This window comes from Streptomyces sp. SP17BM10 (assembly GCF_036322405.1).
Classification (GTDB): Bacteria; Actinomycetota; Actinomycetes; order Streptomycetales; family Streptomycetaceae; genus Kitasatospora.
Genome location: NZ_JAQYXB010000624.1, coordinates 21,430 through 34,081 on the forward strand (window position 1 = coordinate 21,430; position 12,652 = coordinate 34,081).

10 protein-coding genes and 1 pseudogene are annotated in these 12,652 nt (G+C 72.5%); 1 reads left to right on the forward strand and 10 read right to left on the reverse strand.

The window, feature by feature from the left end:
* Positions 1-3 precede the first annotated feature (3 nt).
* From rlmN to rpsB, 6 genes are all read right to left on the reverse strand, one after another.
* Positions 4-1,143: a 23S rRNA (adenine(2503)-C(2))-methyltransferase RlmN gene (gene rlmN, locus PUR71_RS26710; protein WP_329929689.1), complete on the reverse strand. Its 1,140-nt coding sequence runs from the start codon at positions 1,141-1,143 to the stop codon at positions 4-6.
* Positions 1,144-1,218: 75 nt separating this feature from the next.
* A complete protein-coding gene (locus PUR71_RS26715; RefSeq protein WP_329929690.1) occupies positions 1,219-2,421 on the reverse strand; it encodes a phosphatidate cytidylyltransferase in 1,203 nt (400 codons plus the stop codon).
* A gap of 302 nt (positions 2,422-2,723) precedes the next feature.
* The gene (frr, locus tag PUR71_RS26720; RefSeq protein ID WP_329929691.1) at positions 2,724-3,281 is read right to left on the reverse strand and encodes a ribosome recycling factor; all 558 of its coding nucleotides are present in this window, start codon (positions 3,279-3,281) and stop codon (positions 2,724-2,726) included.
* 98 nt (positions 3,282-3,379) lie between these two features.
* Positions 3,380-4,144, reverse strand: coding sequence for a UMP kinase (gene pyrH, locus PUR71_RS26725; protein ID WP_329929692.1), 765 nt, complete (start codon positions 4,142-4,144; stop codon positions 3,380-3,382).
* 261 nt (positions 4,145-4,405) lie between these two features.
* Positions 4,406-5,245 (reverse strand): translation elongation factor Ts, encoded by an 840-nt coding sequence (tsf, locus tag PUR71_RS26730; RefSeq protein WP_280685338.1) that lies wholly within the window; start codon positions 5,243-5,245, stop codon positions 4,406-4,408.
* Positions 5,246-5,373: 128 nt separating this feature from the next.
* On the reverse strand, positions 5,374-6,216 hold the full coding sequence (gene rpsB, locus PUR71_RS26735) for a 30S ribosomal protein S2 (protein ID WP_329929693.1): 843 nt from the start codon (positions 6,214-6,216) through the stop codon (positions 5,374-5,376).
* 647 nt (positions 6,217-6,863) lie between these two features.
* Between rpsB and PUR71_RS26740 the strand changes: the two are divergent.
* Positions 6,864-7,262: pseudogene (locus PUR71_RS26740) on the forward strand (peptidoglycan DD-metalloendopeptidase family protein); the annotation flags it as partial.
* A gap of 203 nt (positions 7,263-7,465) precedes the next feature.
* On the opposite strand, the gene PUR71_RS26745 reads toward PUR71_RS26740, so the two are convergent.
* From PUR71_RS26745 to PUR71_RS26760, 4 genes are all read right to left on the reverse strand, one after another.
* A complete protein-coding gene (locus tag PUR71_RS26745) occupies positions 7,466-8,053 on the reverse strand; it encodes a TetR/AcrR family transcriptional regulator (RefSeq protein ID WP_329929741.1) in 588 nt (195 codons plus the stop codon).
* A 183-nt stretch (positions 8,054-8,236) separates the two neighbouring features.
* Positions 8,237-9,067 carry an RNA polymerase sigma factor WhiG gene (whiG, locus tag PUR71_RS26750; RefSeq protein WP_443077585.1) on the reverse strand — a complete coding sequence of 277 codons (831 nt, stop codon included), beginning with the start codon at positions 9,065-9,067 and terminating at the stop codon, positions 8,237-8,239.
* A gap of 711 nt (positions 9,068-9,778) precedes the next feature.
* Positions 9,779-10,942, reverse strand: coding sequence for a DNA-processing protein DprA (dprA, locus tag PUR71_RS26755; RefSeq protein WP_329929694.1), 1,164 nt, complete (start codon positions 10,940-10,942; stop codon positions 9,779-9,781).
* 5 nt (positions 10,943-10,947) lie between these two features.
* On the reverse strand, positions 10,948-12,651 hold the full coding sequence (locus PUR71_RS26760; RefSeq protein ID WP_329929695.1) for a YifB family Mg chelatase-like AAA ATPase: 1,704 nt from the start codon (positions 12,649-12,651) through the stop codon (positions 10,948-10,950).
* Between the last annotated feature and the right edge of the window lies 1 nt (position 12,652).

Consider the following 12,652-nt stretch of genomic DNA (forward strand, 5'->3'; position numbering starts at 1 on the left):
TCCTCAGCCGGCGGCCGCGAGCTGGCCGCAGGCGCCGTCGATCTCCTGGCCGCGGGTGTCGCGGACGGTCGTCGGCACGCCGTGCGCCTGGAGCCGGCGGACGAACTCGCGCTCGTCCTCGGGCCGGGAGGCGGTCCACTTCGAACCCGGCGTCGGGTTGAGCGGGATCAGGTTGACGTGCACCCGGTTGTTCTTGATCAGCCGGCCGAGCAGGTCCGCCCGCCACGCCTGGTCGTTGATGTCCTTGATCAGCGCGTACTCGATGGAGACCCGGCGGCCGGACTTCTCCGCGTAGTTCCACGCCGCGTCCAGCACCTCGGCGACCTTCCACCGGGTGTTCACCGGCACCAGCTCGTCGCGCAGCTCGTCGTCCGGGGCGTGCAGCGACAGCGCGAGGCGGCAGCTGAGGCCCTCGTCGGCGAAGCGGTTCATCGCCGGGACGAGGCCGACCGTGGAGACCGTGATGCCGCGCTGGGACAGGCCGAAGCCGTCCGGCGCCGGGTCGGTCAGCCGTCGGATCGCGGCCAGCACCCGGTTGTAGTTGGCGAGCGGCTCGCCCATGCCCATGAAGACGACGTTGGACAGCCGCGCCTCGCTGCCGGGACCGCTCCCGTCCTCGGCGGACGAACCCCCGCGCGCCCCGAACTCGCCGGCCCTGAGCGCGCGCATCCCGGCGGCGATCTGCTCGACGATCTCGGCGGTGGACAGATTGCGGGTCAGACCGGCCTGGCCGGTCGCGCAGAACGGGCAGTTCATGCCGCAGCCGGCCTGCGAGCTGATGCACATGGTGACCCGGTCGGGGTAGCGCATCAGGACGGACTCGACGAGCGTGCCGTCGAACAGCTTCCACAGCGTCTTGCGGGTCGCGTCGTCGTCGCAGGAGACGTGCCGGACCACCGACATCAGGTCCGGCAGCAGGCTCCCGGTGAGCTTCTCCCGGCTGGCGGCGGGGATGTCCGTCCAGCCCGCCGGGTCGTTCGACAGCCGGCCGAAGTAGTGGTTCGAGAGCTGCTTGGCGCGGAACGGCTGCTCGCCCAGCTCGGCGACGGCCTCCTTGCGCTCGGTGGGGCTCAGGTCGGCGAGGTGTCGCGGGGGCTTGGCGCCGCGCGGCGCGACAAAGGTGAGTTCTCCGGGCTTAGGCATGGTTGTTCCAGTGTCGCAGACGCTCGAGGCCCCGGACGTCGGGACGTCCGGGGCCCTCGGGTGCGTGCGTGCGGGCTAGCTGCCGACGAAGGCGGCGAGCAGCAGCCAGACCACCGGGGCGGTCGGCAGGAGCGAGTCCAGCCGGTCCATGATCCCGCCGTGGCCGGGCAGCAGCGTGCCCATGTCCTTGATGCCGAGGTCGCGCTTGATCATCGACTCGCCCAGGTCGCCCAGGGTCGCCGTGACGGCCGCGCAGCCGCCCAGGATCAGGCCCTGCCACCAACTGCCGCCGTCGATGATCAGCTGCATCAGCAGGGCGCCGGCCAGCATCGACAGGCCGATGCCGCCCGCCAGGCCCTCCCTGGTCTTGCCCGGGCTGATGGTCGGGGCCAGCTTGTTCTTCCCGAACTTGTAGCCCACCGCGTAGGCGCCGGTGTCGCTGCAGATCGTGACGATCAGGAAGAGCACGATCCGCTGGGGGCCGTCATCGGCCGCCAGCATCATCGCCACGAAGGTCGCGAGGAACGGCACGTAGAAGGCGGTGAAGACGCCCGCCGTTATGTCCCGCAGGTAGTTGTCCGGCGGCTCGGCCATCCGCCAGACCATCACCGCGAGACCGGTCAGCGCGAGCGAGGCCGCGGCCCACTGGACCCCGGCCCAGTAGCCGGTGGCGATCATGGCGATGCCGCCCGCGACCAGCGGGACCAGCGGCGCCTTGATCTGCTTGCGCTCGGACAGCCGGCTCGTCAGCTCCCAGACGCCGACCGACGCCGCGGCCATCACGACGACCAGGAACAGCGCCTTCACCACGAACAGCGAGGCGATGATCACCGCGCCGAGACCGACCCCGACCCCTATCGCGGCCTGGAGGTTACGGCCGCCGCGCTGCTTGCGGGGCTGGGGATGCGGCTCGGGCTGGGCCACGGGCGTCTCCTGCCCTGGGTGGGACGACGGCACGAAGGGGGGCTGCCCGGCCGCCGGGTGGCTCGACGGAGGCGCGGGGTGCACCGGAGCCCCCGGGTACGGCGCGCCGCCGTGACCGGGGGCGGGGGCGACGTCATCGGTTATCGCGCGCAGCACGACGGTCTCCGACGCGCCCGGCACCGCCGCACCGGGATGCTCGTCCCGGAACAGCGGACCGCTCAGCCGGCCCGCCTCCCGAACCTGGCCGGCGTCCTGGTGGGCCGCCGGGTCCGCTCCGGCCGACGGGCCCGCGGACGGAGCGCCGGGCAGGCCGGGGCCGACGGGCGGGACCGGATCGGCCGGCACGGGAGGCATGACCTGAGTCTCCTCCGCGTCGGGGCCCCAGTACACCGGAGGCTGCGGCGCGTGACCCGTTCGGTCGCCCTGGTCACCCGGGACGGCGCCGGGTGCGCCCTGGGCGGCCGGCGGGCCGGCCGCGGCGGGGTCGCGGTGGCCCGGCGCCGAGGGAGCACCGTGCACCGGCGCCGCGGGATCGGCGTACCCCGGCGCCGCGTGCGACGGCTGCCGGGGGGCCTGCGGCTGCGGCGCCGGGCGGTAGGGCTGGAACTGCTGGTCGGATGGGCCCCAGTAGCCAGGGGCGTCAGGGGCGTCGTTCATCAGACTTCGAGCAGCTCGGCTTCCTTGTGCTTGAGCAGCTCGTCGACCTGGGCCACGTACTTGGCCGTGGTGTCGTCGAGCTCCTTCTCCGCGCGGCGGCCCTCGTCCTCGCCGACCTCGCCGTCCTTGACCAGCTTGTCGATGCCGTCCTTGGCCTTGCGGCGCACGGAACGGATCGAGACCTTGGCGTCCTCGCCCTTGGTGCGGGCGATCTTGATGAACTCCCGGCGGCGCTCCTCGGTGAGCTCGGGCAGCACCACCCGGATGATGGAGCCGTCGTTCGAGGGGTTGACGCCCAGGTCGGAGTCGCGGATGGCCTGCTCGATGGCCTTCAGCGCGGTCTTGTCGAACGGCGAGACGACCGCCATCCGGGGCTCCGGCACCGAGAACGAGGCCAGCTGGTTGATGGGGGTCACGGCGCCGTAGTACTCGGCGACGATCTTGGCGAACATCGCCGGGTGGGCCCGGCCGGTGCGGATGGCCGCGAGGTCGTCCTTGGCGACGAGGACGGCCTTCTCCATCTTCTCCTCGGCCTCGAGGAGGGTCTCTTCGATCACTGTGGTCTCCCTGTCCGGTTCATCTGCTGTTGTCCCGACCGGTGCCGGCGCGGCGCCCGGTCACGGCGCCGACGCCGTCCCGTACGGCTGGTTGCTGCTCAGGCCCGGACGGAATCCTGGCTGATGAGTGTGCCGATCTTCTCACTCTTCACCGCGCGCGCGATATTGCCCTCCGCGAGCAGCTCGAACACCAGCATCGGGAGGTTGTTGTCCTTGCACAGCGTGATGGCGGTGAGGTCGGCGACCTTGAGGTCGCGGGCGATGACCTCGGAGTACTCAAGAGCGTCGAACTTGACCGCGTCCGGGTTGGTACGCGGGTCCGAGTCGTAGACGCCGTCCACGCCGTTCTTGCCCATCAGCAGGACGTCCGCGTGGATCTCCAGTGCACGCTGGACGGCCGTGGTGTCGGTGGAGAAGTACGGCATGCCCATACCGGCGCCGAAGATCACCACGCGGCCCTTCTCCAGGTGCCGGACGGCCCGCAGCGGCAGGTACGGCTCGGCGACCTGGCCCATCGTGATCGCGGTCTGGACGCGGGTCTCGATGCCCTCCTTCACCAGGAAGTCCTGGAGCGCGAGGCAGTTCATCACCGTGCCGAGCATGCCCATGTAGTCGGACCGGGCCCGGTCCATGCCGCGGACCTGCAGCTCCGCGCCGCGGAAGAAGTTGCCGCCGCCGATGACCACGGCGACCTCGGTGCCGGCGCGCACGACCGTGGCGATCTCCCGGGCGATCGCGTGCACGACGTCCGGGTCGACGCCGAGCCCGCCGCCACCGGCGAAGGCTTCACCGGACAGCTTCAGCAGCACCCGGCGGCGCGAGCCGTCCCTGGGGTCCTGCGCGGTCTCCTGCGTCTCCTGCATGGGACTTCTCCTTCTGCACCTACTTGGTTCACAGACGCGGGTGTGCGGGTGCCCGGTCTGCGCGTACACGCGAGGAGGCCACTGCCGCGGGAACCGGTTCGGTGTCCTGCACGGCAATGGCCTCCTCGTCGTTCATGGTGCCGACGCGGCCCGCCCGTGGCGGTTTTCGCTGGGTGAGCCCGTTCGGCGTTCCTCCCGCCCGGGTCAGCGGGCGGGGGCGATTCCCAGCGTAAGCGCGCCGGGGACCAGGGGGAACGTGGCTCAGGCGCCGACGCGGAAGCGGGCGAAGCGCTTGAGGGCGACGCCGTTCTCCTCGAGGACCTTGGCGACGGACTTCTTGTTGTCCTTCGCGAAGGCCTGCTCCAGGACGGAGTTCTCCTTCACGAAGCCGGTGACGCGACCCTCGACGATCTTCGGCAGGGCGGCCTCCGGCTTGCCCTCCTCGCGAGCGGTGGCCTCGGCGACGCGGCGCTCGTTCTCGATGTCCTCGGCCGGGATGTCCTCGCGGGACAGGTACTTCGGCGCGAAGGCGGCGATGTGCTGCGCGACGTCCTTGGCGACCTCGGCGTTCTCCTTGTCCAGCTCGACCAGGACGCCGACGGCCGGCGGCAGGTCGGGGCTGGTCTTGTGGAGGTAGACCGCGACGAAGCCGTCACCGTCGAACTGGGCGAAGCGACGGAAGACGATCTTCTCGCCCAGGGTCGCGTTGGCCTCGTCGACGAACTGCTGGACGGTCTTGCCGGCCTCGATCTCGGAAGCCAGCGCGGCGTCCAGGTCGGCCGGGGCGGTCTTGGCCACGTGGGCGGCGATCGCGTCGGCGACCTTGACGAAGTTGTCACCCTTGGCGACGAAGTCGGTCTCGCAGTTGAGCTCGACCAGCACGCCGGACTTCTTGTCCTCGGCGATCAGCGCGGCGACGGCGCCGTTGGAGGCGTCACGGCCCTCGCGCTTGGCGACGCCCTTCTGGCCCTTGATGCGCAGGAGCTCGACGGCCTTCTCGACGTTGCCCTCGGCCTCGTCCAGGGCCTTCTTGCAGTCCATCATGCCGGCGCCGGTGAGCTCACGGAGCTTCTTGACGTCCGCGGCGGTGAAGTTCGCCATGGTGTGAATCTCTTCTCGCGTCTCGCGTGTCTGCGTGGGGATGTGCCGGGACCGTCGTCCGGTCCCGGCACGGGAGAGAGGGGCACCTACCGGTGTCGTACCGGCGGGTGCCCCTCACCCTTGGTACGTCAGGCCTGCTCGGCCGGAGCCTCGGCGGCCGGAGCCTCGGCGGCGGCGGGGGCCTCCTCGGCCTTCTTCTCGCCCTCGATGAGGTCCTTCTCCCAGTCGGCCAGCGGCTGGTCGGCACCCGGCTCGGCCTTGGCGTCGCCCTTGGCGACACCGGCGCGGGACTTGAGGCCCTCGGCGACGGCGTCGGCGATCACGCGGGTCAGCAGGGTGACGGAGCGGATCGCGTCGTCGTTGCCCGGGATCTTGTAGTCGACCTCGTCGGGGTCGCAGTTGGTGTCGAGGATGGCGACGACCGGGATGTTGAGCTTCCGGGCCTCGCCGACCGCGATGTGCTCCTTCTTGGTGTCCACGATCCACACGGCGCTGGGAACGCGCTGCATGTCACGGATACCGCCGAGGGTCTTCTCCAGCTTGTCGTGCTCGCGCTGGAGGACCAGGAGCTCCTTCTTGGTGAGGCCGGAGCCGGCCACGTCCGAGAAGTCCAGCTCGCCGAGCTCCTTGAGGCGCTGCAGACGCTTGTAGACGGTCGAGAAGTTGGTCAGCATGCCGCCGAGCCAGCGCTGGTTCACGTAGGGCATGCCCACGCGGGTGGCCTGCTCGGCGATGGCCTCCTGGGCCTGCTTCTTCGTGCCGACGAAGAGGACGCTGCCGCCGTGGGCAACGGTCTCCTTGATGAACTCGAAGGCGCGGTCGATGTAGTTCAGCGACTGCAGGAGGTCGATGATGTAGATGCCGTTGCGCTCGGTGATGATGAAGCGCTTCATCTTCGGGTTCCAGCGGCGGGTCTGGTGACCGAAGTGGACGCCGCTCTCCAGCAGCTCCCGCATCGTGACGACGGCCATAGCCGTTCTCCTCAGGTGTTACGGCCCGGCTGCCGCGCAGGTCGTCCCGGGGCTCGCGCGGTGGCGCTCCCCGTTCGGGTGACTGCGTGTACGGCCGGGTCAGGCTCGGTTTGTCCGTGACGGTCAGGTGACAGCCACGCCTGACGCCCCGAACGTGCCGAGCCGCTTGAACCCGCTCGGTCGGAGACCGGGACGGGCTCGGCGGACCGAGCGGCACTCGCACCTGGCGGGGGCCGCGGCAGAGCCGCTTCCGTCCACCGGTGGCGGGGCGTGCGAAGTCGACCCGGCGGACCGGGTCGCGTGTGAAGTGTACGGGAAGCGCCGAGTGGGGGGCGACTCCGCAGGTGGCGTAGGGGCGGCGGACGGGCGGCCGCTCAGTGGCAGGGGCGCCGCCGGCGCGGGTCGGAGCGCGGCCGCCGCGCTGGTGCTGGAAGGCGCTTGTACACCGGATGGCGGCGTTCGTACACCCGCCAGGGGGATACCGCACGTCCGCGGGGACGGTTTGTCCACAGGAATCCCTATAGGGGTGGTGCGGGCGCTTCGCGACCTGGACCCTCGGGCGCATGACTGCTCGCGGTGGGGTGCGGAGGGTGTCGTTCGTTCTGTTCGTGTCGTTCGTGCTGTCCGTGGTGCCGTGCGCTGTGGTGATGCTCGGGCCTCCCGCTGCGGCGGGGCAGTCGGGGCCGGGTGGCTCCGGAGCCGGCACCTCTGCCGGACCGGCGCCTGGACGGGCGTGGCCGGTGGGTGGACCCAGCGGGGTGGTCGGACGGTTCGTGGCACCGGCGAAACCGTGGTCCGCCGGGCACCGAGGGGTGGACCTGGCCGCTGCGCCAGGATCGGAGATCAGGGCCGCGGCCCCGGGAGTGGTCACGTTCTCCGGGCTGGTCGCCGGCCGCCCGGTGGTGACGGTGACGCACCCCGGCTCGGGGACTCCTGCCCTGCGGACCACCTATCTCCCCGTCACCGGCACCGTGCCCGTGGGCAGCACGGTCGGTGCCGGGCAGGTGCTCGGACGGCTCGCCCCTCTCGCCGGGGAGGGGCGGCACTGCGCCGGGCGGGATTGCCTGCACTGGGGGCTGCTGCGCGGCAGCCGCTACCTCGACCCGCTCGCCCTGTTCGGCGCGGGCGCGGCGCGACTGCTGCCGACGGGTTCGCGGGCGGGTGCGCCGATCGGTTCGCCTGCGGATATCGCGGCTCGACCGGGGCGAGCGGTCCCGGCTGGCGGTCCGGCCGCGCGAGCGCCTGCGGTTCAGCCGCGGGAGAGGCCGTGCAGGGCCATCGCGACGGCGGCATCGGCGACCTGCTCAGGGCCCTCGGCGAGGCCCGCGGGTACGGCGCCGGCCGCCGCCAGCTGCTCGCCGTGGCGGACGGCCGCCTCGACGATCCCCTGGAGCAGCGCCGCGGTGAGCCGCGGCTGGGTGTGGCCCAGCTCTTCCAGGGCCTGGGTGACCAGACCGACCAGCTTCCCGTGCGCCGCCCGGATCCGCTCGCGCGCGGCCTCGTCGAGCTCCAGCGCCGAGATCGCCACGACCGCCCGGTGGCGCGGATCGGCGGCGAGCGCCAGCTGGCCCCGCACGTAGGCCTCGATGCGGCCGGCCGCCGTGTCGCAGCTCTCCATGCCGGCCTCGATCTCGGCCGCCCAGAGCGGGAAGTCCACCTCGCACAGCGCCTCGACCACCGCGGCGCGGGAGCGGAAGTACTCGTAGACCGAGGAGCGCGCCAGCCCGGTCCGCACCGCGAGGGCGGGGAAGGTCAGCGCTTCCATGCCCCCCTCGGTGAGCAGGACGCGGGCAGCGTCGAGGAGAGCTGCCCGCTGCAGCTGGCGATGCTCGGCCACCGTGGCCGCTCGGATCTTCGGCACCCTCCCACTTTACGGAGACCTACACGCGGCCGATACGCCGCCGCGCAAACCGCAGGGGGCCCGGCCGGAACCGCACGCCCGAACGACCGGCGGCACGCACGACCGGATCACGCGACCCGTTGCCCGCTCTACCGGTGCACGCTCTACTGGTTGCCCGCTCTACCGGATGTCCGAGAGCTTGGCGCGAAGCTGCAGCACCGACTTGGTGTGGATCTGGCTCACCCGGCTCTCCGTCACCCCGAGGACCTGGCCGATCTCGGCGAGGGTCAGGCCCTCGTAGTAGTAGAGCGTCACCACTGTCTTCTCGCGCTCTGGAAGGGTGTTGACCGCCTGGGCGAGCAGCCTGCGCAGCTCACGGTCCTCGGCGACCTCGACGGGGTTGTCGGCGCCGTGGTCCTCCAGGGTGTCCATCAGGCTCAGCCGGTCGCCGCCCTCCCCCACGGGGTGCAACAGCTCGTCGAGCGCCACGACGTTGGCGAGCGACAACTGGCTGAAGATCGCGTGCAGGTCCTCGATCGCGATGCCCATCTCCGCCGCGACCTCGGGATCGTGCGGGGTCCGGCGCAGCCGGGCCTCCAGCGTCGCGTACGTCCGCTCGACCGCCTTGGCCTTCTGCCGCACCGAGCGCGGGATCCAGTCGAGCGCCCTCAGTTCGTCGATGATCGCGCCGCGGATGCGGCTGATCGCATAGGTCTCGAACTTGATGGCACGGTCGATGTCGAACTTCTCGATCGCGTCGATCAGCCCGAAGACCCCGGAGGAGACGAAGTCGGCCTGCTCGACGTTGGAGGGCAGACCGACCCCGACCCGGCCCGCCACGTACTTGACGAGCGGTGAGTAGTGCAGGATCAGCTGTTCCCGCAGCCTCGGATCGCCGGTTTCCTTGTAGGAGCGCCAGAGCTCCTCCAGCGCGCTGCGCGCAGGGCTGCCGACCTCCGGTCCGCGTCGAGGCGAAGGCGCCGACGGAATCGGGGACGGCGCCTGAGGCAGCGCCTGGACCGGGGGCGGAGCCTGGGTCGGAGCCTGGGTCGGCGGCAGTGCTGAAGGCGGGGGCGCCGGTGGGGGCACCGCCTCGGGCGCCTCCGTGGCGACGCTCGCCCCGGTCGGGCCGCCGGCGGGTGCCCCGATCCATGTGCCCGTACCGACCGCGACCTCGCCACCACCGGGGCCGGCGTCAGCCCCACCGACCGGGTCTGGACCAGCTGCGGCGAGCCCGACGGCATCGGGACCGTTCACGGCGGGACCGGCGGCCCCGATGTCGGCACCGCGGACGGTGTCGCTGCCGCCGACGGCGTCGGCGGGCTGGCCGGGCACCGACGCCGGCCGACCGCCCTGCCGCGACAGGCTCCCCATCGCCCCCGTCGCCTTGGGCGGGTACTCGGTCACGGGGCGCCGCTCGGTGCGCGGTCCTCCCGAGGACCGGGCGCCGCCGGTCACTCTGTGTCCGGGAATGTGTGTGGGCATGCGTTGGTCTGCGCCGTTCTGCCGAGTCATGTGCTGATAGGGAAGGCATGTGGAGCGTAGCGTGACCGACTCGCTGCAATGCGCTACCGCCACTCGGTCGTCCCCCGATCCGGTGGCGTTCTCATCACCGGATCCGGGCACCCGCAGTGGACGAACCGGTTCGGCAGGTCAACCCCCGGCTCTCCCGTCACTCCTTCTTGCAGCCCCCGTCAGTGCACCTGTTCGTCTCCTCCGCGATCACCTCCTCCGCACGATTCGCCAGTGGGCACCGTGCCGTTCCACGAAGCCGAGCGATCCCAACTCGTAGAGCCGCTGGAGCACTTCGTCCGGCGGCAGCCCAGACTGCCGGGCCAGCCACTCGACCGGCGCGCCCTCGGCCGCGGCCGGCACCGCCTCCAGCACCCGTGCCACCGGCGGCTCCAGCAGGTCCCGCGGCAGGACCGGTCCGGTCCGCGGCGGCGCGAGGTCGTCCCCGATCGCGCCGATCAATTCCGTCACCTCGGCCGCGTCGGTCACCAGCGTGGCGCCTCCGCTGCGGATCAGGGCGTGAACCCCTGCCGAGAGCTCGGAGGTGACCGGCCCGGCCACGCCCATGGTGTGCCGGTTGAGGTCCCGCGCCCGCCTGGCCGTGCTCAGGGCCCCACTGCGCACGGCCGCCTCCACCACCACGGTGCCCCGGGTCAGGGCCGCGATGACCCGGTTGCGCAACACGAAGCGGAAGCGGTTCGGGTGCTCCCCGGGCGCCAGTTCGCTGACCAACAGGCCCTGAGCCCCGATCCGTCGGATCAGTTCGGCATTGCCCTTGGGATAGGCGACGTCGACCCCGCAGGCGAGGACACCGACCGTCAGCCCGCCCACCGCCAGGGCTCCGCGATGGGCGGCGGCGTCGATACCGTAAGCAGCTCCGGACACCACCACCCAACCCCGCTCCGCGAGTTGGGCCGACAGCTCCCCCGCGACGTGCGCGCCGTACGCCGTGCAGGCCCGCGAACCCACCACCGCCACCGAGCGGAGGGCCAGCAGGCGCAGCGACCCGGTGCCGGTCGTCCAGAGCCCGACCGGCCGGCCGTCGCCCAGGTCGTCGAGCTGGCTGGGCCACTCCGTGTCCCCCGGAATGATGAAGCGTCCACCGGAGGCTCGTACGCGTTCCAGGTCCTCGGCCGGGTCCAGACCGGGGAGTCTGGCCTGGTAGCCCGCCAGGCGGGGCCCGTCGAGCCCGGGGTGGTCGGGCACGGCTCCCTCCCGGATCGCCCGGACCACGTCGGTGGCGGCGAGCTGGCGCAGCCACCGACCGACCACCGCGTCCCCTGGCTCGCTCAACCGATTGAGCAGCACCCGGGCGAGCCGCTCGGGCTCGGGCTGCACGGCCGTCGGCGGCTGCTGCTGAGGATCCGTCGTCATCCGGTTCATGCGTCACCGCCCGCCGGGTGGTCGTCCCGGGCTCCTGCGAACGGCCCCTGCCCCGGACCGCTCCGCTGGGCGGGGACGCCCCCGAGGCGCCCGAGGGCGCGTTCGGTGGGCGGAAAACCGTGCTCCGCGCCGGTGCGCAGGACCAGCGCCGTCCGCACGTCCCGCTGGTCCGGCCGGTCCCGGCCCGCGAGGTCCGCGACCGTCCAGGCGACCCGGAGCACCCGGTCCAGGCCCCGGGCGGTCAGCAGCCCTCGCTCCAACTGGCGTGCGGCGTCGTTCAGCGCGCCGGGCGCGAGCTGCCACCGCGTCCGCAGTTCATGCCCCGGGACCTCGGCGTTGACCCGCCAGGGCGTGCTGGCCAGCCGGGCGGTCGCCCGCTCCCGCGCGGCCAGCACCCGGGCCGCGATGATCTCGGTGGTCTCCGCCGTGGTGTCCCGCTCCATCAGCTCGACCCTGGTCACCGGGGCGACCTGGACCTGGAGGTCCACCCGATCGAGCAACGGCCCCGACAACCGCCCCTGGTAGCGGCTCACCATCGCCGGGGTGCACGCGCACCCCTCGCCCCGCCGCGAGTGGCGGCCGCACGGACAGGGATTGGCCGCCAGGCAGAGCAGGAACCGGGCCGGGAGCCGGAGCGATCCGGCCGAGCGCGCGATCACCACCTCGCCCGACTCCAACGGCTGCCGCAGCGCGTCGAGCACCCGGACGGGGAACTCCGGTGCCTCGTCCAGGAACAGGACGCCCCGGTGGGCCAGCGAGACCGCGCCCGGCCTGGGCAGGCCGCTGCCGCCGCCCACGATCGCCGGCATCGTGGTCGAGTGGTGCGGCGAGCAGTACGGGGCGCGGTCGATCAGCGGGCGGCCCGGCGGGAGCAGGCCCGCCACCGAGTGCACCGCGGTGACCTCCAGCGCCTCCTTCTGCGTGAGCGGCGGGAGCAGCGAGGGCAGCCGCTCGGCCAGCATCGTCTTGCCGGCCCCGGGCGGCCCCTTCAGGTACAGGTGGTGTCCCCCGGCGGCGGCGATCTCCAGGGCCCGCCGGGCCTCGTACTGGCCGGCCACGTCGGCCATGTCGAGGCGCGCGGCCTTGTCGTCGGACAGACCCCGCACACCCGCGGTCGGCAGCATGAGCCCGGCCATCAGGGGATCGGGACGGCCCGCGATCGGGTCGGGCGGCTCCTCCGGCTCGGGTGCGCCGGTGAGGACGGCGAGCAGCTGGCGCAGGCTGCGGACCCCGATCACCTTCACCCCGGGGACGAGAGAGGCCTCGGACGCCGTCTGCTCGGCGACGACGACCCGCTCGTACCCGGCGTCCGCGGCGGCCAGCACCGAGGGCAGCACTCCGCGGACGGGCCGCACCCGGCCGTCCAGCCCCAGTTCGCCGATGATCAGCAGGTCGGCGATGGTCGACGGGTCGAGGCGCTCGGCGGCGGCCAGCACGGCGCAGGCCACCGCGAGGTCGAAGCCGCTGCCGCTCTTGGGCACCGAGGCGGGGCTGAGGCCGACGGTCAGCTTGCGCTGCGGCCACGCCTCGCCGCTGTTCACGACGGCCGCGCGCACCCGGTCGCGGGCCTCGGACAGTGCCTTGTCGGGCAGGCCGACCAGGGTGAACGCGGCCACCCCGGGCTCCAGATCGGCCTGGACCTCGACGATCACCCCGTCGACGCCGACCAGCGCGACGGAACAGGTGCGGGCGAAGGCCATC

Coding starts and splice junctions, on each gene's coding strand:
- rlmN (WP_329929689.1), bottom strand. CDS start 1,143: ATGCCTAAGCCCGGAGAACTCACCTTTGTCGCGCCGCGCGGCGCCAAG.
- PUR71_RS26715 (WP_329929690.1), bottom strand. CDS start 2,421: ATGCCTCCCGTGCCGGCCGATCCGGTCCCGCCCGTCGGCCCCGGCCTG.
- pyrH (WP_329929692.1), bottom strand. CDS start 4,144: ATGCAGGAGACGCAGGAGACCGCGCAGGACCCCAGGGACGGCTCGCGC.
- tsf (WP_280685338.1), bottom strand. CDS start 5,245: ATGGCGAACTTCACCGCCGCGGACGTCAAGAAGCTCCGTGAGCTCACC.
- rpsB (WP_329929693.1), bottom strand. CDS start 6,216: ATGGCCGTCGTCACGATGCGGGAGCTGCTGGAGAGCGGCGTCCACTTC.
- dprA (WP_329929694.1), bottom strand. CDS start 10,942: ATGACGACGGATCCTCAGCAGCAGCCGCCGACGGCCGTGCAGCCCGAG.
- PUR71_RS26760 (WP_329929695.1), bottom strand. CDS start 12,651: ATGGCCTTCGCCCGCACCTGTTCCGTCGCGCTGGTCGGCGTCGACGGG.